28 protein-coding genes are annotated in these 17,849 nt (G+C 46.0%); 24 read left to right on the top strand and 4 right to left on the bottom strand.

Going from position 1 to position 17,849, the window contains the following annotated elements; all coding sequences use genetic code 11:
• The first annotated feature begins 82 nt into the window (after window positions 1–82).
• From N4599_RS02775 to N4599_RS02765, 3 genes are read left to right on the top strand one after another with little or no spacing between them, the layout of a single operon-like run.
• Window positions 83–976, top strand: a complete 894-nt coding sequence (locus N4599_RS02775) for an exonuclease SbcC (protein WP_260901836.1) — start codon at window positions 83–85, stop codon at window positions 974–976.
• Window positions 966–1,988, top strand: coding sequence for a hypothetical protein (locus N4599_RS02770; RefSeq protein ID WP_191364126.1), 1,023 nt, complete (start codon window positions 966–968; stop codon window positions 1,986–1,988). The genes N4599_RS02775 and N4599_RS02770 overlap by 11 nt, the downstream gene beginning before the upstream one ends.
• Window positions 1,975–2,520: a hypothetical protein gene (locus N4599_RS02765; RefSeq protein ID WP_260901835.1), complete on the top strand. Its 546-nt coding sequence runs from the start codon at window positions 1,975–1,977 to the stop codon at window positions 2,518–2,520. The genes N4599_RS02770 and N4599_RS02765 overlap by 14 nt, the downstream gene beginning before the upstream one ends.
• Window positions 2,521–3,015: 495 nt before the next feature.
• On the opposite strand, the gene N4599_RS02760 is transcribed toward N4599_RS02765, so the two are convergent.
• The 4 genes from N4599_RS02760 to N4599_RS02745 form a co-directional block, all read right to left on the bottom strand.
• Entirely contained in the window at window positions 3,016–4,107 is a 1,092-nt protein-coding gene (locus tag N4599_RS02760; RefSeq protein WP_260901834.1) for a tyrosine-type recombinase/integrase, read from the bottom strand.
• Window positions 4,108–4,227: 120 nt separating this feature from the next.
• Window positions 4,228–4,716 carry an Ltp family lipoprotein gene (locus N4599_RS02755; protein WP_260901832.1) on the bottom strand — a complete coding sequence of 163 codons (489 nt, stop codon included), beginning with the start codon at window positions 4,714–4,716 and terminating at the stop codon, window positions 4,228–4,230.
• Window positions 4,717–4,753: 37 nt separating this feature from the next.
• Complete coding sequence (locus N4599_RS02750) at window positions 4,754–5,194, bottom strand: ImmA/IrrE family metallo-endopeptidase (protein WP_260901828.1); 441 nt, start codon at window positions 5,192–5,194, stop codon at window positions 4,754–4,756.
• Window positions 5,195–5,202: 8 nt separating this feature from the next.
• Window positions 5,203–5,556, bottom strand: a complete 354-nt coding sequence (locus tag N4599_RS02745) for a helix-turn-helix transcriptional regulator (protein ID WP_242363096.1) — start codon at window positions 5,554–5,556, stop codon at window positions 5,203–5,205.
• 145 nt (window positions 5,557–5,701) lie between these two features.
• Here N4599_RS02745 and N4599_RS02740 point away from each other — a divergent pair, with 145 nt between their 5' ends.
• The 21 genes from N4599_RS02740 to N4599_RS02640 all read left to right on the top strand — a co-directional run bounded on the left by N4599_RS02740 (window position 5,702) and on the right by N4599_RS02640 (window position 17,647).
• A complete protein-coding gene (locus tag N4599_RS02740; RefSeq protein ID WP_242363097.1) occupies window positions 5,702–5,926 on the top strand; it encodes a helix-turn-helix domain-containing protein in 225 nt (74 codons plus the stop codon).
• Between the two features lie 39 nt (window positions 5,927–5,965).
• Window positions 5,966–6,775, top strand: a complete 810-nt coding sequence (locus tag N4599_RS02735; protein ID WP_260901826.1) for a phage antirepressor — start codon at window positions 5,966–5,968, stop codon at window positions 6,773–6,775.
• Window positions 6,776–6,798: 23 nt separating this feature from the next.
• Window positions 6,799–7,119: a hypothetical protein gene (locus N4599_RS02730; protein WP_260901824.1), complete on the top strand. Its 321-nt coding sequence runs from the start codon at window positions 6,799–6,801 to the stop codon at window positions 7,117–7,119.
• Between the two features lie 365 nt (window positions 7,120–7,484).
• Window positions 7,485–7,697, top strand: a complete 213-nt coding sequence (locus N4599_RS02725) for a hypothetical protein (protein ID WP_260901822.1) — start codon at window positions 7,485–7,487, stop codon at window positions 7,695–7,697.
• Window positions 7,684–8,169 (top strand): siphovirus Gp157 family protein, encoded by a 486-nt coding sequence (locus N4599_RS02720; RefSeq protein WP_260901820.1) that lies wholly within the window; start codon window positions 7,684–7,686, stop codon window positions 8,167–8,169. The genes N4599_RS02725 and N4599_RS02720 overlap by 14 nt, the downstream gene beginning before the upstream one ends.
• Window positions 8,169–8,483, top strand: coding sequence for a hypothetical protein (locus N4599_RS02715; protein ID WP_260901819.1), 315 nt, complete (start codon window positions 8,169–8,171; stop codon window positions 8,481–8,483). The genes N4599_RS02720 and N4599_RS02715 overlap by 1 nt, the downstream gene beginning before the upstream one ends.
• Window positions 8,473–9,432, top strand: a complete 960-nt coding sequence (locus N4599_RS02710) for an ATP-binding protein (RefSeq protein WP_260901818.1) — start codon at window positions 8,473–8,475, stop codon at window positions 9,430–9,432. The genes N4599_RS02715 and N4599_RS02710 overlap by 11 nt, the downstream gene beginning before the upstream one ends.
• Before the next feature lie 17 nt (window positions 9,433–9,449).
• Entirely contained in the window at window positions 9,450–10,073 is a 624-nt protein-coding gene (locus N4599_RS02705; protein WP_260901817.1) for a hypothetical protein, read from the top strand.
• On the top strand, window positions 10,073–11,656 hold the full coding sequence (locus N4599_RS02700; RefSeq protein WP_260901816.1) for a DEAD/DEAH box helicase: 1,584 nt from the start codon (window positions 10,073–10,075) through the stop codon (window positions 11,654–11,656). Before N4599_RS02705 ends, N4599_RS02700 begins: the two co-directional genes overlap by 1 nt.
• Before the next feature lie 80 nt (window positions 11,657–11,736).
• Window positions 11,737–13,992 (top strand): AAA family ATPase, encoded by a 2,256-nt coding sequence (locus tag N4599_RS02695; RefSeq protein WP_260901815.1) that lies wholly within the window; start codon window positions 11,737–11,739, stop codon window positions 13,990–13,992.
• Between the two features lie 283 nt (window positions 13,993–14,275).
• Window positions 14,276–14,773 (top strand): hypothetical protein, encoded by a 498-nt coding sequence (locus N4599_RS02690; RefSeq protein WP_242363032.1) that lies wholly within the window; start codon window positions 14,276–14,278, stop codon window positions 14,771–14,773.
• Between the two features lie 14 nt (window positions 14,774–14,787).
• Window positions 14,788–15,183, top strand: coding sequence for a RusA family crossover junction endodeoxyribonuclease (locus tag N4599_RS02685; protein ID WP_336604905.1), 396 nt, complete (start codon window positions 14,788–14,790; stop codon window positions 15,181–15,183).
• Entirely contained in the window at window positions 15,180–15,401 is a 222-nt protein-coding gene (locus N4599_RS02680) for a hypothetical protein (protein ID WP_260901813.1), read from the top strand. The genes N4599_RS02685 and N4599_RS02680 overlap by 4 nt, the downstream gene beginning before the upstream one ends.
• 6 nt (window positions 15,402–15,407) lie before the next feature.
• Window positions 15,408–15,617, top strand: coding sequence for a helix-turn-helix domain-containing protein (locus N4599_RS02675; protein WP_260901812.1), 210 nt, complete (start codon window positions 15,408–15,410; stop codon window positions 15,615–15,617).
• The gene (locus N4599_RS02670) at window positions 15,614–15,805 is read left to right on the top strand and encodes a hypothetical protein (protein ID WP_260901810.1); all 192 of its coding nucleotides are present in this window, start codon (window positions 15,614–15,616) and stop codon (window positions 15,803–15,805) included. Before N4599_RS02675 ends, N4599_RS02670 begins: the two co-directional genes overlap by 4 nt.
• A 12-nt stretch (window positions 15,806–15,817) precedes the next feature.
• Window positions 15,818–16,309, top strand: coding sequence for a hypothetical protein (locus N4599_RS02665; RefSeq protein WP_260901809.1), 492 nt, complete (start codon window positions 15,818–15,820; stop codon window positions 16,307–16,309).
• Window positions 16,309–16,689: a hypothetical protein gene (locus tag N4599_RS02660; protein ID WP_260901808.1), complete on the top strand. Its 381-nt coding sequence runs from the start codon at window positions 16,309–16,311 to the stop codon at window positions 16,687–16,689. Before N4599_RS02665 ends, N4599_RS02660 begins: the two co-directional genes overlap by 1 nt.
• The gene (locus tag N4599_RS02655) at window positions 16,689–16,943 is read left to right on the top strand and encodes a hypothetical protein (RefSeq protein WP_260901804.1); all 255 of its coding nucleotides are present in this window, start codon (window positions 16,689–16,691) and stop codon (window positions 16,941–16,943) included. Before N4599_RS02660 ends, N4599_RS02655 begins: the two co-directional genes overlap by 1 nt.
• The gene (locus tag N4599_RS02650) at window positions 16,943–17,320 is read left to right on the top strand and encodes a hypothetical protein (RefSeq protein WP_260901802.1); all 378 of its coding nucleotides are present in this window, start codon (window positions 16,943–16,945) and stop codon (window positions 17,318–17,320) included. The genes N4599_RS02655 and N4599_RS02650 overlap by 1 nt, the downstream gene beginning before the upstream one ends.
• Window positions 17,313–17,474 carry a hypothetical protein gene (locus N4599_RS02645; RefSeq protein ID WP_260901799.1) on the top strand — a complete coding sequence of 54 codons (162 nt, stop codon included), beginning with the start codon at window positions 17,313–17,315 and terminating at the stop codon, window positions 17,472–17,474. Before N4599_RS02650 ends, N4599_RS02645 begins: the two co-directional genes overlap by 8 nt.
• 11 nt (window positions 17,475–17,485) lie before the next feature.
• Window positions 17,486–17,647, top strand: a complete 162-nt coding sequence (locus N4599_RS02640; protein ID WP_260901798.1) for a hypothetical protein — start codon at window positions 17,486–17,488, stop codon at window positions 17,645–17,647.
• Window positions 17,648–17,849: the final 202 nt, after the last annotated feature.

Here is a 17,849-nt window from a genome sequence, read left to right as displayed (position 1 = left end):
ATAAAAATGAAGAAAATTTAATCGTTTGGAATTACTTTCGGCTACTATTAAATTAGTTATGTAGACAAGGAGTTAGTGCTTTATGGCGAATGAAGAACACGGAAACAGAGCAGTGGAGATCGGGAGCTTGATCGAACGCCAAGTGGCGATTAAGATTAAGTACTTACAAGAGTTAAACGAAGCCATCGCGGCTCATCAGGACCGGCAAATTTACCAATTGTTGGATAACCAACGGTACGCAAAGGAAATTGAACACCGGGAACAACAGCCTAACGACCAGGGAGTCATGAGCTTAGTCGATGACCTGGCTGACCAGCTGAGCAATTATCTAAGCGAAAAGCTGATCAAGTACCTAGGACAGGCGTACCCGTTTTTCTATTACGAAGAGTACCAGACCGGCCACTACCGGATTTACTTTGGTAACTGGTGGGACCGGCGGCAGTTTGGTGAATTGGATGTCTTGAACGTCCGCTTCTCCTTTGACCCGACCGAGTACGAAAAGCTACGCCAGTCTTTTGAATTGGCGCGAGAAAACAAGCGTTTCAACAGTGACCGGATTGCGGAGATTTCAAAGCAGAATGACCATTTACAGGATTTAATTGACCATCAACGAGAACGCGAAGACCGTCGTCAGCAGGTCGAACAGCAGCTGGAGGACATTAACTCGCGCTCGGGGATTTTTGAATCCAGTAAGAATAAGGAAAACCGTCAGGAATTAGTCGACCAGTTGCAGAAAATCGAGGATGAAGAACAGGAAGCCCGGACTGCTAACAAGACGATTAAGGAAAACGAGCAGGTAGTCCTTTCCTTATCTAAGGAAAACACGATTCTGAGCTATGAACAGAAGAGTATTATGGATACTTTTGGCAGTTTCGAGGACTTTGAGTTGGCAAACCGCAACCTTTATGCCAATTACTTGGCAAGCCTTGACGGTGACCGTCACGAAGAAAAGCAGGTGAGTGAAGATGAACAATAATAAGATGATTAGCTCACCACAGGCCCGGTTGACTGCTCTCTCCGCCTCTTTTAAGGACGTCCTTAAACTTGGTCGGCACTATGTCGAGTTGTTAGACCAGTTAGCGGAAACCGATGATGCTCAGGAGATGTTGGCGGCGACGACCCAGTTGGCCGAACTGGACTTGCAGAACGCCTTTGTTGATTTTCCACAGCACTACCAAGCAGTCGATTACTATCTTATTTTTATGGGACGCCTGCTGGAAAAGCATGGTATCGATGCAATCCAGATTTCCGAAAATTCACGGCACCAATTTATCGCGCGGATCGAACCGATTGCTGATAGTGATAGCTTTAAGTTCCAGCTTGGTGAAGATGGGGAAGCGGCCTTTACAGAGCAGGGGGAACAAGAACCGCTCTTTTACCTTGATTTGGCGAACCGCTTTTTCCAGTTCAATAATCAGGCCCTGGTAAACTACTTCATCGTTCGGGCTCTCAAGAAGCATACGGATTTAGAACTGCGGGATGCTGTAAAACCACTGATTGCCTTTGCACAGGAGTTAGCGACGGACCTTGACTTTACCATTAATTTGGGAATCCTTAATACTGATAATACGGAACGCTTTGCCCTTGCACGGTCAGACCTTGACTTAACGGTGATTGACCGCCTGTTCGTGGCTACGGCAGAAAATGATTATATGCTGATGAACTTGCCGCGTAACAATGGGGCAGAGTTGATGCTGGACCAGGGAATTAAATTAGACATTGCCTTTGATCCGGACGATTACAGTCAGCAGTGGTTCTTTGCGGTTAAAGATCCTGACTCCCGGGTTTCGTTCTTTGATACCTTGCTGCACTATAACTTGATTCGGCAGTGGTATTTGAATAACCGGGCTGAATTGGCGGTCCGGTCCGATAAGCTGGTAGTGGCGCCAGCGGATGAAGAGGAATCCTTTGAAAAGCCAACCGAGGTATTTCAACCGGATAGTGAGCAAGCAGAACGAGAGGAGGGTGAACTAGGTGACCGCAAATGAGCAGTTAGACATTACCAAGCTGTTGCACGAGGCAATCGACCTCGAGCTGGCGGCCGATGATGCCTATGAATTGCTGATTGGTCCTGAAACGCGGCAGCAGACTATTTATCTCCAGCTGGATGTCCAGCTGAGCCGCTTTGCAAGTCTGGCTGGTTGGGCCGATGTTCTGCACGTGAATCAGCCAGCAAACCACCAGCAGTTAGTGGCGCAATATGTAAAGGTGGTGGCCTTGTTCTTGCTGTTTAGTGCAAAACGGCAATGGACGCACCTGATTGTCCTGAGTGCTGAACAGTGGCAACGGATTAGCGGTGCTGACAAAAAAGACCAGTTAGCAGACCTTAATCGCGAATATTTGGCGATTAAGAATTTACTGAATGGTGCCTATGTCAGCCGCCACCAGGAGGATCTTCGTCACGCTTGGCACTTGTTGTTGAAGCTTGGGATAGTTGACTTTGAGATTAGTCCCGCTGAAATTACCAGTGCTTACCAGCAAATGGTCACGACGGCTAACCAACAATTTGACCAGCAATAAAAGAAAGGCCGCCGCGGTTCATCAATACGATGAATCGCGGCGGCCTTTTGTTGAACGAAAAAAGATTAAGCCTTTCGCTTGGCACTGTGTTTACCAACTGGTTCTTCGCTTTGGTTGCCCCAAAGGATTTGACCAACCAACGCTCCAGCTAGGATTAATACAATGATAAAGAATGGTAACATAATTAATCACCTCAAAGCTAATCTTAATTTTAGTTTATATAGGCTGATAATTATCCGCAAGATTTTAGAATTAATCTTGGCTAATTCTTTACTTTTTCTTGACCGGGTCGATTGCCAATGACGAAGGCCAGAGCTAGAAAAGGCTTTGAGTGATTTTCCAAAATAAACTAACAGCCCCAACTCCTTGCTGATGAAGGGATTGGGGCTGTTTTGCATGATTTTAAAGAATTCCATTTAAATGGAACGGGTGACCATAAGGGGTGTTGATATATCAAGTGTTTACGGCATTTTGTACCCCAAGTGTACCCCAAAATCAAATGTTATCCAGGATAGTTACAATTTGATTATCCGTTTGGTCTTTGTACTCGTCAATTAAGTAGGCATAGATTTGGCTTGTAGTTGCTGTGTTACTGTGGCCCAGTCTTTTGCTAATCGCATAAATATCTACGCCCTTAGCCAGCAGGAGCGCCACGTGGCTATGTCTAAGACTGTGGAAGTGAAAGTTACGCCGATGGATATTGAGGGCCTCCAGGAGGCTCCTGAGCGTCTTATTGACAGCATTGCTTGTTGGAACTGTCCCATACTGATTCATAAAGACCAGGTTGCTTTGTCGACCAACTGCTAATTGTTTCAATAAAGCAATTAGCTTGTGGTTAATCTTGATAGTGCGGACCGATGATTTGTTCTTAGTAGGTTTGAAACTGCGGTCAGTTGCGTTCCATGATTTATTAATACTAATCGTGTGGTGAATAAAGTCGATGTCTTTCCAGGTTAACGCCTGAATTTCTGATAGCCGCATTCCGGTATAAATGGCGGTCAGAATCATATAGCGGCTAGTGTAGCGGTGTCTAGTGATACCGGCTTGCGTTGCTTCAATGAGCTGTTTGATTTCTGCCAAGTTCAGGTAGTCGACTTTAACCTTTTTGCTGTCGTTGGCGGTAAGGGTGACTCCTTGGGTAAAGTCTTTGATTAGATAGTCGTCAAGGATAGCAGACTGAACACAGCCACGAACTGCCATGTTTAACTTCTTGACGGATTGTGGGGCATGGTCTTTCCCATACCAGTTAATAAATTCCTGGTATTGGCCTCGGGTAATGTCTTTAATTTTAACTCCTGGGAAATATGTTTTAAGACGGTTACCAGTCAATTGATATAAGTGCATTGTGATTGGTGCAACTTTGGGCTCTTTATAGGTCTTAACCCATTGGTCATAGTAATCGACTAGAGTGATTTTCTTGCTAATGTTTATGCCCTGATTAAGTTTAGCTTCCTGCTCAGTAGCCCACCGCTTGGCTAGTAGCTTGGTAGGGAAGCCGGCTTTGCTTTTATTATGGCGCTGGCCATCACCGCTATACCATGAAATTCTCGCTTGCCAACCATTACCACGCTTTTTGTAGTTAGCCATAGATTGTCCCTCCATTATTAAATTTGATATAATGAAAGGGTTGATACCACACGCCAATGTTATATCAACCCTGGTCCCTGGACAGTTGCAGCTGTCTGGGGGCTTTTTTAATTATCTAAGTTATTCTGATAAATGGTTTACAGCATAGTCAGCCTGTTCTTGAGTGAATTTCTCACCAGCACTTGAAGTAAGCTGATCACGAATAGCTTCCGGAGACATATCTTGCTCTTTTTGATACGATTTTGCTTTTTCTAAAGCATTTTTATTCCAATTTGCTTTTAAATGGTCAACAGCATATTGTGCAGCCTCTGGCTTAAACTTTTCACCAGCGTCAGAAGTAAGCTGATCATAAATGCCTTGTTTTGACATGTGCATTGTGTCTGAGTAAATTTTAGCTTTATGCAATGCTGAAATATAACTCGTTGGTACATTAGGCTTAGTACTTGATGAAGATGAATTATTAGTCGAATTATCAGAACCGCCATTCCCTGCAACTCCAAAACCAATAAATAGCAGAACCACCACTAAAAGCCAAAACCAAAAACGCTTGTAAAATGGTTTCTTCTGTACATAAACATTTCCGTTTTCATCTTTAATTTTCTTCGCCATTTATAAGGCCTCCCAATAATTTCAGCTTTTAACGTCTTCAGTGTTTGGACAGAAAGTAATTTCCTACATAATATTCTTTGGTTTGCTCACGAACTACACCAGCCAAGAATGACGGAACATCGAATTGATTAATAAAGTCGTAGACATTAGCATTTTCTTTTTCGACATCTTGATAGTAGTAGGGAACTAGCAATTTAACAGCCCCAACATTTGCTTTGTACTCAACGGATTGCTTTCCAGTAAAGGAGGCGTTGTAGAACACAAAGTCAGAATCATCGCCGTTGATGATATGAGACATTTCGTGAGCCAGTTGGAAAGCAACCGAAACAGGATTGTGCCAGTTTCGATTCATTAATATTTTACGGGTTAGCACACTACAAGCTGGTGGCGTAAATGGATTAAGGTCATCAGTCCAATCTACATCAATATGATAATCAACAGCCCGCTTTTCTAAGTACGCTATTGCATCGTTATCCATCCAATCACCTACTTATGTTGCCCACCTAGTAAGATTCGCTTCATGTATTCAAGATCTTCGGGTGGTATTTCTTTACCCTCATATGTGAAAATAGTTTCTTTATCGGCCAGGTCAGCAGTTTTAGGTGTATGAGAACCTTTATTTGAAGAATTCTCCATTTGATCACTAACAATTTCACTAATAGGAACATTAAAAAGATCAGCCAACTTCTGTAAAGCCCCCATGCGAGGTACCTTTAACCCAGTTTCCCAATTTGAAATTGTTTGTTTAGAAACAGATATTTTATCGGCTAACTGTGGCTGGGTCCAGCCTCTGCTTTTTCTTAGCTTTTTTATTTGAGAAGCGATAGTACTATCACTCATGTTTATCAGCTCCTTACAGCACTTATTATATAACATTAAGTTAGATATAAACACAAAAAGTTATATTAATTTCTAAAAAGTTATTGACTATAACTTTAAGTTAGACTAATATGATAACCGTAAATTGAAACAAGGAGGTGAAGAAATGATTAATGGCACTACGAGAATTTCTTTAAGGGCAGCTAGGGCAAATGCAAATATGACTCAAGCTCAGGCTGCGGACAAGCTAAGTGAATACTTTGGCATGAAAATTTCACGTCAGCGTATTATGGAATACGAAAAGCATCCAGCTGAAACTCCGCCAGCTTTTGGGCAGGGCTTTGCAAGTATCTACAACATCCCCTTAGAGGGCATTTCTTTTACACGTTAGTCAACTTTAAGTTATACCTATAAAAAGGAGGACGATTAAATGCAACCACAACTATTCAATTTCAAAGGAAAACAAGTCCGGACAGTAACCATTGATGGTGAACCCTGTTTTGTTGGCAAGGACGTAGCTGAGATTCTTGGGTATAAAGATTTGAACCGTGCAATTAACCAACACGTTGATTCTGATGACCGCAAATCCTTGAGCCGCAAGAATTCGGGCGATTCATGCGCCACCCTTTGGTCGCCAAATGATTGGACCAACAAAGTAGTAATCACTGAATCTGGAGTCTACTCTCTTATTTTTAGCTCTGAGTTACCACAAGCTCATGAGTTCAAGCATTGGGTAACCAGTGAGGTTCTACCGACTATCCGCAAGCATGGTGCTTACATGACTGATCAAAAAGCATTTGAGGTTACTCATAACGCTCAAGGCCTAGCAAACTTGCTTCAACAGGCTGCTGACCAGCTTAAACAAAAGGATATTCAAATCGAAGAAATGAAACCCAAGGCATTATTTGCCGATGCAGTTTCAACTGCTAAGACCAATATTCTGATTGGCGAGATGGCTAAGATTTTAAAAGCCAATGGCGTTGATTACATCACTGTTGCAGGCCAGAAAGTAACGATGGGGCAGAATCACTTCTTCCAATGGCTTCGGGAGAATGGTTACCTGATCAAACGTCGCGGAACTGATTACAATGCACCGACTCAAATGGCAATGAATAAGGGACTTTTCAAGGTTAAAGAAAGCACATCGATTGATGCCAACGGCACTACCCGAGTTAACAAGACTACTAAAGTTACTGGGAAAGGCCAGCAATACTTTACCAATTATTTTTTGGCAGCGTAAGAGCAGAAAAAGGAGCTGGTCAAATGAGCGCATTACTAGAGCTAATCAAGGAAGCACCGCCTGAGGATCGCAAGGCCGCAGCTGAAATGTTGAAACCGTACTTTGATGAACCAGCTAAGGATAAGCCAGCCTTGCCGCAACTGATTAGTCTGGAAGAATTCCAAAAGAAACACAAAATTAAAAAGTCACCTAATTGGTTAAGAACAATCTTATTACCACAGATGCCAGGCGTGTATGGATTGAATTGTGGATCAGGACATCCCATTCGGATTAACGACCAAGTAGCCTCAGATTGGTTGAATAAACACGTTGACGAAATTGACTGGAACCAACCGTTGCCGTAGGAGGTGAGCATTATGGACAGCTTAGCGTTTGCCTTAGCACCATTGATTATCACAGTCATTATGCTGGGGGCGGTACTGTACAACCTATTTTTTGAGAAGAAAGGAGATGACGACCGATGAGCCATGCACTGACAGCAACCGTGTCCGTTGCAATGACTGTTGCGTTTTTCTACGGAATGTTTAACGCAGGACTGTTCTTAGCAATGGTGCTTCTGGTACTGCTGCTCCGGTACGCACCGCAGTCAATGTACACGGACGTAAAAAAAAGACGCCGATGGTGATGACATCGACGCCCAGGAAACGAATTGATTCTCTCAACTAACTATTCGTTTCCTGAATTATACCACGAACGGAGGTTAATCAGGATGAAACAAGCACATTTTTCTGTTGCAACCATCAAAGATAACACTGAGCAGTTCCGCTGTTACCAAGGGGGGGACGTTGACACCCAAGTCCGCATGATTGTGGCGGCTCTGGGACGCACTCCCGAGATGTTGCCCAAGGTACTGTATGAAATTATTACTAAGTACGATTTAGCCGATGAGCTAAAGGAGGTTGTTAACCGTGAATCTATTTGAATTAAACGACTCTTTCCGGGCCCTGCAAGACCGGGACGACCTAGACCCAACGGTGCTGGCGGATTCGCTAGACGCCATTCAAGACACCCGTGAAGTCAAGTGGGACAACATTGCCACTTGGATTGACCAGAATAATGCTACTGAGGAATGGATTGCCAAGCGGATCAAGGAGCTTCAAGACAAAAAGAAGTACCTGGAAAACCAGTCCAAGAACCTGATGACTTATCTAACGGATTCCATTGATGATGCTGGCTATAAGGAAGCCCGGACGGCTAACCACATCTTAAAGCCACGTAACTACAAAGCGTCAGTGGTAATCGGTGACCCTGACAAGCTCCCAATGACATTTGTCCATACGGAAACTAAGACCATTAGCCGACCAGACAAGAAAGCTCTGTACGCTGCTTTAAAAGCTGGACAGGAAGTGCCAGCGGCTAAGCTGGTGCCAAATCGGAAGACGGTGATTTCATAATGGATAAATTAAAGAACAATGTTCCAGCATTTAACAAACGACACAACCCTAATCTTTCCAAAGCTTTATACAACAATCCAAAGAGGTCTTTTCCGGTCTTGTTTAAAAGTAGAAAAGGAGAGCGATGGCATAGATTCGCATCAATTGCCGAAGCAGAACGCCAAACTGGAATTTCTGCTACTGCAATAGCTTCTGCTTGTTACGCAGATAATAAAAGCCGTCAAAAGGGTTATTGGATGTTTGAAAAAGATGTGACTTTGAAAGCTAAACAAGAAAGAGACAATCGTCAACTAGGTGGTGCCTATGGAATTTGAAATCACTAACACCCGCCAAGCTAGGCCGCAGAAAGTCGTCATTTACGGACCCGAGGGAATCGGAAAAACCACTTTTGCTAGTCAGTTTCCCGACCCACTCTTCATCGACACCGATGATAGGGGGACGAGCTTCATTGATGCCAAGCGACTGCCGTACCCCAAAGACTGGGACGAGTTACTAAACGAAGTCAATTTCGTGGCGACCAAGCGGCCAGCAAAAACCTTAGTCCTGGACACGATGGACAAGTCCGAGTTGATGGCAAAGGAATGGCTATTAAGAAAACACAACTGGAAGATCATGGACGCCGCTGGGTATGGAACCAAGTACGTTGCGTGGACTGATGAAATCATTCGGTTGCTGAACGGGCTGAACCTAGTTACCCAGGCGGGGATCAACGTGGTTGTTGTTGCCCACGCTAAGTTGGTCAAACGAGAACAGCCTGATGAGGTTGGCCGCTATGACCGCTGGGAACTGAAGCTAGACCGGGATAAGAATTCCGCTCTGCTAAAAGAGTGGGCCGACTTGCTGCTGTTCGCCGATTACAAGACCACAGTCGTTACCGATTCTAATGGTCATGGCAAAGCCCAAGGGGGCCAACGGGTTATGTACACTACCCACAAGCCCGCCTGGGACGCCAAGAACCGACTAGGGTTAGATGACCAGTTGCCATTCAATTATGACGCCATTAAGGGGCCGCTAGAAAAGGTGATGGGACTGAACGTGCAACCGCCTACTGAACCTGACAATGGTGAGGTCCCGGCTGATATTCTTACCAAGATGATTGGCAGCCAGATTCAGTTAGCCGACTTACAAGCAATTCTGTACCAAGGCAAGTTCGTCGCACCAGGCACGCCAATATCGCAAGTACCAGCGACAACCTGGCAGCATATCAATGACCATTGGACAGATGCAATCAACTTTTACAACACACAGATTAAAAACAATTAAGAAAGAGGTATTTACTTATGAACAATCAAAACAACGAATTTTTACAATGGGGCGAGGGTTTTACCGCACAAGAGGACGAGTACATCTTACTAGACGAAGGGGTCTATAACTTCACCGTGTCCAAGATGGAAAAGAAAGTCTATGACGGGAACTCTACGAAAATTCCGAATGGCTGCCCATATGCAGAACTGACTATCCAGGTTGAATCGCAGAAGGGTACGGCCAATATCAAGGAGCGGCTGTATCTGATGAAGTCAATGCTGTGGAAGCTAACTCAATTCTTTGCCGGCATTGGTCAGCCAGTTGTTACCGGTCAACCCTTCACGCCAAACTGGAGTACGGTAATCGGCTCCAAAGGTAAGGCTGAAATCACCCAGCATCACTACACCAACCAGAACGGTGACGACCGGACTAATAACCAGATTGGCCGCTACTTGAAGCCACAGGATCCAACTCCGGCAGTGAACGCTAATGTGGCTAACCAGCAGATGAACCAGGGGCAGATGAATCAACCCCAAATGCCGTTCCCACAACAGCCACAGCAACCCCAACAGCCGATGAATGGTCAGGCGGGCCAACAACCACAGCAACCGTTCAACGGCCAGCAGGGGGCTAATGGTGGACAACCGGGGGCCTTCTAATGGAACTGCGTCCATATCAAGAAGAAGCCCGGCAGGCCATTGAAGCTGAATGGCAACAGGGCAACCGTAAGACCTTGTTAGTCCTGCCAACCGGGACTGGAAAGACTATTGTCTTTGCCAAAGTCATTCAGGACTGTGTGGCTAATGGTGACCGGGTCCTGGTACTGGCTCATCGGGAGGAGTTGCTTGAGCAAGCCTCCGACAAGCTCTATAAAGCCTGCGGGTTGGCTACCGCTACTGAGATGGCAAGTCAGACCAGCCTTGGCAATTCGGCCCGTGTAGTTGTTGGCTCGGTCCAAACTATGCAAGGTGACAAGCGGCTGGCGAAGTTCGCTCGAGGTTACTTCGATACCATCGTAGTCGACGAAGCCCATCATGCTATCAGCGATAGCTATCAAAAAGTCTTAAAGCATTTTGAAAATGCCAAGGTCCTCGGGGTCACGGCCACACCAGATCGGGGCGACATGAAGAACCTGGGAGAATACTTCGACAGCCTGGCTTACGAATACAAGCTCCCCAAGGCCATCAATGAGGGCTACTTGTCCAAGATTGAAGCACTGACGATTCCGCTAAACCTGGACATCACCAGCGTCCAGCAAACAGCAGGGGACTACTCCGCTGGTCAGCTGGGGGATGCCTTGGAACCATACCTGGCACAGATTGCTGACGAGATGGTTAAGCAGTGCCAGAGCCGTAAGACAGTGGTGTTCCTGCCGCTGGTGCGGACGGCTAAGCAGTTTACCCAGCTACTGCGTGAACGAGGTATGACGGCGGCGGAAGTCGATGGCCAATCCGAAGACCGGGAACAGATCCTGGCTGACTATGCTGGCGGCCGCTACCAAGTGTTATGTAATTCCATGCTGCTAACTGAGGGCTGGGACTGCCCACAAGTTGACTGCATTGTCGTCTTGCGGCCCACTAAGGTGCGGTCCTTGTATGTTCAGATGGTGGGGCGGGGGACCCGCTTAGCTCCTGGCAAGGAAAGCCTGCTACTGCTGGACTTCCTTTGGAACACGGAGCGCCACGAACTCTGTCACCCGGCCAACTTAATCACCACTAACGATGAGGTGGTGAAGAAGATGACCGAACAGCAGGCTGAAAGTGAAGAAGCGACCGACCTACAAGAAGCCGAGGAGAAGGCGGAGCGAGACGTCGTTCAAGAGCGGGAAGACGCTTTGAAGAAGCGGCTCGAAGAAGTACGGCACAAGCGGCGAAAACTTGTGGACCCTTTGCAGTTTGAAATGTCGATTCAAGACCTGGACCTAGCAAACTACCAACCAGCGTTCGGCTGGGAAATGGGCCCGATGAGTGATAAACAGTCCGCTACTCTGGAAAGGTTTGGGATTGATCCAACAACGATCGGTAATGCGGGCAAGGCGTCCGTAATGATTACCCGCTTGATTAAGCGTAGCCAAAACGGGTTCGCCACGCCAAAGCAAATTCATCGCCTGGAAATATACGGATTCCAGAATGTCGGCATGTGGTCCTTTGAAGCGGCCAAAAGCATGATTGGCCGGATTGCCGCTAATCATTGGCGAGTGCCATACAGCATTAACGTTCAAACTTTTGTACCAAGTAACTAGCCAAGTCATGGTGACTGGTGGGGGTCCGAGTCCCTCACTTGGCATTCAGCGCTGAAAATTTAACAGAAAGAAGGTAAACAATGGACGAGCAATTCGACTTACGACCCTTGCTGGACTACATCGACCCGGCGTCCTGCTCCTATACGGAATGGGCCCAGGTGGGGATGGCCCTCAAACACGAAGGCTACTCTGTATCGGACTGGGACCAGTGGTCGCAACGTGACGGATCCCGCTACCATGCTGGTGAGTGCGAGCGCAAGTGGCGCACTTTTAAGGAAGAAGCGGGCAGTGTCGTCACGGGGGCCACCATTACCCAGATGGCAAAAGATGCTGGCTGGCAACCAGCAAGCCACGATGATGAAGTCCTAGACTGGGACTCCGCCTTAGAAGTGGACGACCTGGACCGAGGCTATCGGCTGATTGATACGGACTACATCAAGGGGACTAAACTACAAGAGCCGAAGAACTGGGATCCGGTGGACCAGATTAAGCGTTTCGTGCAAGCTCTTTATAAGCCGGAAGACTATATCAATTACGTCACACAGGCTTATCCAAAGGAAGAAAAAGACGGCACCACAAAATGGGTACCGTCAGGGAATGGAGTATACACCCGGACTGCGGGGGACTTACTAAAAGCTCTGGACAGCTGCAAGGGTGATATATCGATGGTGTTTGGCGACCCCAACCCACAGGCGGGGGCCTGGATGCGGATTAACCCCCTCGATGGGGATGGCATTAAGAACAACAACGTGGCTAAGTTTGAATATGCCTTGGTGGAAAGTGACAGTTTGGAACTAGAACGACAGAATGAACTGTTCCGCAAGCTCAAATTGCCAATCGCGACCTTGACCTACTCGGCTGGGAAGAGCCTGCATGCCTTAGTCAAGATTGACGCTAAGAACAAGTATGAGTACCAAGAGCGGGTTCAGTACCTGTATACCGTGTTAAATCAAAATGGAATTGAAATTGATACCCAAGACAAAAACCCGTCACGCCTTAGCCGCTTACCGGGCTTTGAACGCAACGGGGACAAACAATTCTTAGTTGATTCTAACATCGGCTTAGCAGATTGGGCAAGTTGGAAAGACTACATCGAAGACCTAAACGACAATCTACCAGACATTGAGAATCTGAACGACTTGTTCGATAAGCCAATTCACCTGGCACCGGAGTTGATTCACGGCATTCTGCGGCTAGGTCACAAGATGTTATTCGCGGCCCCTAGTAAAGCCGGGAAGTCCTTTGGACTCATGCAGTTAGCAATCGCGATTGCTGAAGGGACTCAGTGGAATGGTTTTCAGTGTGAGCAAGGCCGGGTGCTGTACGTCAACTTGGAAATCGACCCGAACTCCGCTAAGAAGCGGCTAGTCGACATCTATGGGGCGATGGGAATCACCCATAGCAACGTCAACAACATCGACATGTGGAACCTGCGGGGGAAGACAACGCCGATGGACAAACTGACCCCGAAGCTGATTCGACGTGCTCAAGATGGTCACTACTCAGCGATTATCATTGATCCAATTTACAAGGTCCTGACGGGGGATGAAAACTCCGCCTCTGATATGGCGAAATTCGTCAACCAGTTCGACAAGATTGCGACCGAGCTGGGGAGTTCCGTCATTTACGCTCACCACTTCAGCAAGGGTGCCCAGGGTGGCAAGTCGTCAATGGAACGGTCAAGTGGATCGGGGGTCTTTTCACGGGATCCCGACAGCATCTTGACAGCAACGCCGTTGCCGGTTGATGAGAACCTGCGGACTACCCACGTGATTGATGAGGAATGCCATTTCATTGCCGGTGAAATCGCTAAGTACAATCCCTATCACCAGGTGCCAGAAGCCGACATGATGAACGTCCGCAAGATGGACGACCACTTGATGAGTGCCTTTGTTGACCTGCCGAATAAGCAAGTTCTTTTACAGCAGATTGCTAAGAAGCGGCAACAAGTCAAAGAACAAGCAGCACTGCATACCGCTTGGCGGCTAGAGGGGACCCTGCGGGAATTCCCGTCATTCCGTCCCATCAGCTACTGGTTCAAATATCCGGTTTACGAGGTGGACCATAAGTTGGACACGGTGGCGATTGAGAATCCAGAAAATCATGCCAAGTGGAAGAAGAGCATGCAAGAGGCCAACCAAAGTAAGAATGAAAAGGCACAAAGTGAGTTGGAAGAAGCCTATCAGCAATTGGTGGACTTTCACAACGATGGAGCGCCAATTTCAATTGTGGAGCTGGCCGCTAACCTAGGGATTAGTCGACAGGCAGCATACAAACGAGTTAAGAAGTCAGAGCTATTTGAAGCAACTGACGGTATTGTTACTAAAAATAAGTAATTGTAAACAGCCAGTAAACCACCTATTAGCGGTGACAGTGACAATTTACGTGAATGCCAACTTGGCGGTCACTTGGCGGTGACAACCTTGAAACCACTGCTACGACAGCGATTGTCACCACCCCCTTGTCACCACGGACTTTTCAAGTCCACGTGGTGACAAAACGGGGGAGGATGACTGAAACATCGAGACCCCCGAACCCCGTTTACAGGCGGCACCCAAAAGTTTAAAAGGGGTGGTTTACAGTCACTGAATAAAAGTAAGTAAAAGAGGTGTATCAGAAATGCTTAAAAGAAAAACATTTAACGAAACGAGAAAGGGCCAACGCTTCATTGAAGCGGTTAGACAAATGCCACCTCTGTATATGAAACAGCCGGGTCAAGAATATGAGTTGTCAAAAAATGAAGTTGCACAGTGGTTATTGAAACAGCCAAGTGCTGCTGATGTGCTTTTAGATTTAGTTACTAAGAACCATTGGATTATTTTTGATAGAGGAACCCATTTATGGCACGGGGCATCTGAAGATGAAACAAACCAGGCTGAAAAGCCTAATCAGAAATGGATAAAAAGTGTACAAGAGGCTAACCGTAGGAAGCGCCTCAGAACCCAACAAGAGCTACGGGTTGCTTACAATCGACTTACAAAGGCTAACTGGCCTTTGCCAGTGACATTAGAAGACTTATCGAAAGAACTAAAAATTAGTCAACCGGCAGTTTACCAACGTATTAAGCAAAACAATATTTTGTTTGTCGATGAACACAATGTAGTAAAAGTCAAGTGATGAGGAGAACAATAATGCAATTCTTTATCCCAATGAAAATCCCAACGGTGACCCACCAAGAAAAGCAAGTCCACGTTGTTCATGATAAGCCTGTCTTCTATGAGCCGACCGAGCTGAAGCAAGCTCGGGCTAACTTAACTGACTATCTGGCACAGTATGCGCCTAAGAAGCCAATGAAAGGACCGTTGGAGCTGGTGGTGAAGTTCTGCTTCCCACTGGTGACTGGTACACATGATGGACAGCCTAAGACAACCAAGCCAGATTGCGACAACCTGGTGAAACTCTTGCAAGACGTAATGAACAAGCTGAATTACTTTGAAGATGATCGTTTGGTGGTTAGCCTGATTGCTCAGAAGTTCTGGGCTAAGATTCCGGGCTTGTTCATCAGTTTGGAGAAGGTGGAATCATGAATTGGGCAGCGTTCTTTAACGACCTGCAAGAGTGGATGAAGGCATCGAACGTCATGTTACAGCGGGAGGGTTTGACTAGTGATCGTTACTGGAAATGGCTGACCGAAACGCTGGGGATGATTGAAGTGCGGTACAACCGCAATCCACTGGTGGTAAAGATTTTAGTTGCCGTTGCTGATTACCAGGAAGATCAATGGCGAAAAGTGAAAGGAAGATAGAAGACGATGAAAAATCGAATTAGAGAGTGCCGGAAAGCCGCTGGAATGACACAAGCGGAACTAGGGGAACGAGCAGGACTTGTGGGTGACGCAATAGCAAAGTATGAACTAGGTTTGCGTGAGCCCAAGCTGGCTAAATGGGAACAGCTTGCCTCCGCACTACACGTCAGCCCTGCTTACTTAGTTGGCTGGTCTGATGAGAAAGGACAACCATGAAATTGATTAGAGTGCAGACAATCGGTGGGGCAACCCACAAGCTGAGAACGACGTATCAGGAAGCCAGGCGGGCCCTGGATCATGCTGGGACGGTGGTGCTCATTGGCACTAACTTGAACGGCAGACGGGTCATTATCCCGATTGCTTCGATTGATAGTATTACGGAAGTCTTTGATGACGTGGATTGAGGAGGAACAATGATGACAACAGAAGAACTAATCGAAAAACTAAAATCTATTTTAGAAATCGAAGATGTAACAGTCGGGGAGGATGGTGAAATCCATGTTTGGATTGGTGGCATAATTTCGTTACTAATCCCAAACAATGCAAAAACATGGTTTGAAATTAGCAATTACGAAAAGGTTACAGCTGGTGCTTTTAATAATGCTGAACGTGTATACGTTTCGTCACTGATTAATCAATTTCTATCTACACCACTGGAAGACCGTGAAGACAAGCCTAAGTATCGTGTCCGTCTACGGGGTCTTAATTCCGACAATGGATACCAGTATCTGGCTGCTGATAGAGAAGACGTCAAAACAGCAAAATTCTTTGCTTGTGCAGAAAGACCAGATTTAAAGCAGGAGTTCACTCAAGAAGAACTAGACATCATCGCTAATCGGAACCAGTTCAAAGGCGTCGGCTGGCTCCAGGATTTGATTCGGCACGCTGAACCAGTGGAGGACGACTAATGAGTAAGAATGCAGACATGGATAATTACTTCTTCGAGCTTGAAAATATGGATCAAATCTTAAAGCAGATTTACGAAGTACGGGTTGAAGATGGCAAGCCCGTTCTACCCAAGCAGAAGTTCCCCAAGGCGGTTTATGACCGCATTAAAATGTTCGGTGGCGAAGAAGCGGCAGCGGCCGGATGGACAATCTTTGGTTCACTTAAATTAATTTTGGGTGAATGCAATCGAGAAGACTACGAGATGAACGCTATTGGCGACAAGTCGAAGTTCAAGCCATCTAAGGATTTTGGCGATTGGATGGATAAGCATTACCGCTTTGGTCCGGTATTAATCATGCTTGCACTTATTTATGGCAATTATGAATTGGAGGACGACTAATGCTACACGAGTACAGAAAGAAGACGACCATCAAGGCCGAGCAGTTCGATGGGTCTGATGAAATGATGCAAGAGTATGGTATTGAAGCTAATCCAGAAGGCCATTACTACGCTGACTTTCCCCTCTACACTATTCCAACGAAGGAAGGCAAGATGGCCATTCATAAAGGCGATTGGATTGCCACAGGTATTGATGGCGAACATTGGGCCATTGCCGATGACATCTTCCGCCGGACGTATGAGAGGTGCGACTGATGGATGAGGATAAAGAATTTGAAGCATATCATCGAGGATACGATCAAGGGCGTTTTGATGAGTATGCTGATCAAACGGGCTATAGCAAAGCTAAATTAATAAAAAATAGAATTGAAAAGCAGAAGAACTGTCCGTACTGTCATTCAGGGCACCAGCTAATTTATGAGAAAGACAATTCTGTTAGATTGGTACGAATTAACTTGAGAGGCAATAAAAAACATCCCTATTGTTTAAACGTTACGTATAAAAATAAGTTAATTGAAGATGACTATGAGCCGGGAGGTTGGGTAATTAAAAATCCAGCCGAACATTATCGAACGGCTATTAATTACTGTCCCATGTGTGGCCGTCCCTTAGGAGGTAACGAAGATGACTAAACAAGAAGTGGTGGTAAAATCCTCGCTTACATTTGCAGTCGTTATGGACATTGCTGGGGTAGCACTTAGCGGATTGCTTAACCAACCAGCATGGATGCTATTAACGATTCTTGGGTTCGCCATTGCGGTAGTTGCTATTATTTGGATTACGTGAGGTTGGACAAGATGACGATTGAAGAAGCCATTAAGGCTATGGAAAACAAGCGACCGGTCTGCTACTTGGGTGACTGCTACGACATCATCTACTGCAAGCAGAGCACGACAGGTGATGTGGCGATAGTACAGCGGCGGTCACTCAATAACCGTTATGGCCCGGTTCCAATTTAACCAAGGTATTTAAGTTTGGAGGCGAATCATGTTTGAACGAATCATGATTGTTGGCATCACTATCATCTGGATTGCGATGCTGCTAGTTCTAATTGGTCTGTTCGGCTGGTGGCTAGTGTCAGAATTGGTGTCTGGGTTGTTACATTTTATTTTCGTCGTATGAAACTAAAAAAGACACACCCCATAACAGAGCATGCCTTAA

The sequence above is a fragment of the Limosilactobacillus oris genome, from assembly GCF_025311495.1.
Classification (GTDB): domain Bacteria; phylum Bacillota; class Bacilli; order Lactobacillales; family Lactobacillaceae; genus Limosilactobacillus; species Limosilactobacillus oris_A.
The sequence above is the reverse complement of the archived record's forward strand: the minus strand, read 5'-3'. Positions and strand labels throughout refer to the sequence as shown.

Bases quoted from the DNA above. Each gene is read 5' to 3' on its own strand.
- N4599_RS02690 (WP_242363032.1), top strand. From the start codon at position 14,276: ATGCTTAAAAGAAAAACATTTAACGAAACGAGAAAGGGCCAACGCTTC.
- N4599_RS02715 (WP_260901819.1), top strand. From the start codon at position 8,169: ATGGATAAATTAAAGAACAATGTTCCAGCATTTAACAAACGACACAAC.
- N4599_RS02655 (WP_260901804.1), top strand. From the start codon at position 16,689: ATGCTACACGAGTACAGAAAGAAGACGACCATCAAGGCCGAGCAGTTC.
- N4599_RS02755 (WP_260901832.1), bottom strand. From the start codon at position 4,716: ATGGCGAAGAAAATTAAAGATGAAAACGGAAATGTTTATGTACAGAAG.
- N4599_RS02675 (WP_260901812.1), top strand. From the start codon at position 15,408: ATGAAAAATCGAATTAGAGAGTGCCGGAAAGCCGCTGGAATGACACAA.
- N4599_RS02640 (WP_260901798.1), top strand. From the start codon at position 17,486: ATGACGATTGAAGAAGCCATTAAGGCTATGGAAAACAAGCGACCGGTC.
- N4599_RS02730 (WP_260901824.1), top strand. From the start codon at position 6,799: ATGAGCGCATTACTAGAGCTAATCAAGGAAGCACCGCCTGAGGATCGC.
- N4599_RS02700 (WP_260901816.1), top strand. From the start codon at position 10,073: ATGGAACTGCGTCCATATCAAGAAGAAGCCCGGCAGGCCATTGAAGCT.
- N4599_RS02710 (WP_260901818.1), top strand. From the start codon at position 8,473: ATGGAATTTGAAATCACTAACACCCGCCAAGCTAGGCCGCAGAAAGTC.
- N4599_RS02650 (WP_260901802.1), top strand. From the start codon at position 16,943: ATGGATGAGGATAAAGAATTTGAAGCATATCATCGAGGATACGATCAA.
- N4599_RS02725 (WP_260901822.1), top strand. From the start codon at position 7,485: ATGAAACAAGCACATTTTTCTGTTGCAACCATCAAAGATAACACTGAG.
- N4599_RS02670 (WP_260901810.1), top strand. From the start codon at position 15,614: ATGAAATTGATTAGAGTGCAGACAATCGGTGGGGCAACCCACAAGCTG.
- N4599_RS02665 (WP_260901809.1), top strand. From the start codon at position 15,818: ATGACAACAGAAGAACTAATCGAAAAACTAAAATCTATTTTAGAAATC.
- N4599_RS02660 (WP_260901808.1), top strand. From the start codon at position 16,309: ATGAGTAAGAATGCAGACATGGATAATTACTTCTTCGAGCTTGAAAAT.
- N4599_RS02745 (WP_242363096.1), bottom strand. From the start codon at position 5,556: ATGAGTGATAGTACTATCGCTTCTCAAATAAAAAAGCTAAGAAAAAGC.
- N4599_RS02680 (WP_260901813.1), top strand. From the start codon at position 15,180: ATGAATTGGGCAGCGTTCTTTAACGACCTGCAAGAGTGGATGAAGGCA.
- N4599_RS02770 (WP_191364126.1), top strand. From the start codon at position 966: ATGAACAATAATAAGATGATTAGCTCACCACAGGCCCGGTTGACTGCT.
- N4599_RS02740 (WP_242363097.1), top strand. From the start codon at position 5,702: ATGATTAATGGCACTACGAGAATTTCTTTAAGGGCAGCTAGGGCAAAT.
- N4599_RS02775 (WP_260901836.1), top strand. From the start codon at position 83: ATGGCGAATGAAGAACACGGAAACAGAGCAGTGGAGATCGGGAGCTTG.
- N4599_RS02705 (WP_260901817.1), top strand. From the start codon at position 9,450: ATGAACAATCAAAACAACGAATTTTTACAATGGGGCGAGGGTTTTACC.
- N4599_RS02695 (WP_260901815.1), top strand. From the start codon at position 11,737: ATGGACGAGCAATTCGACTTACGACCCTTGCTGGACTACATCGACCCG.
- N4599_RS02645 (WP_260901799.1), top strand. From the start codon at position 17,313: ATGACTAAACAAGAAGTGGTGGTAAAATCCTCGCTTACATTTGCAGTC.
- N4599_RS02735 (WP_260901826.1), top strand. From the start codon at position 5,966: ATGCAACCACAACTATTCAATTTCAAAGGAAAACAAGTCCGGACAGTA.
- N4599_RS02685 (WP_336604905.1), top strand. From the start codon at position 14,788: ATGCAATTCTTTATCCCAATGAAAATCCCAACGGTGACCCACCAAGAA.
- N4599_RS02760 (WP_260901834.1), bottom strand. From the start codon at position 4,107: ATGGCTAACTACAAAAAGCGTGGTAATGGTTGGCAAGCGAGAATTTCA.
- N4599_RS02750 (WP_260901828.1), bottom strand. From the start codon at position 5,194: ATGGATAACGATGCAATAGCGTACTTAGAAAAGCGGGCTGTTGATTAT.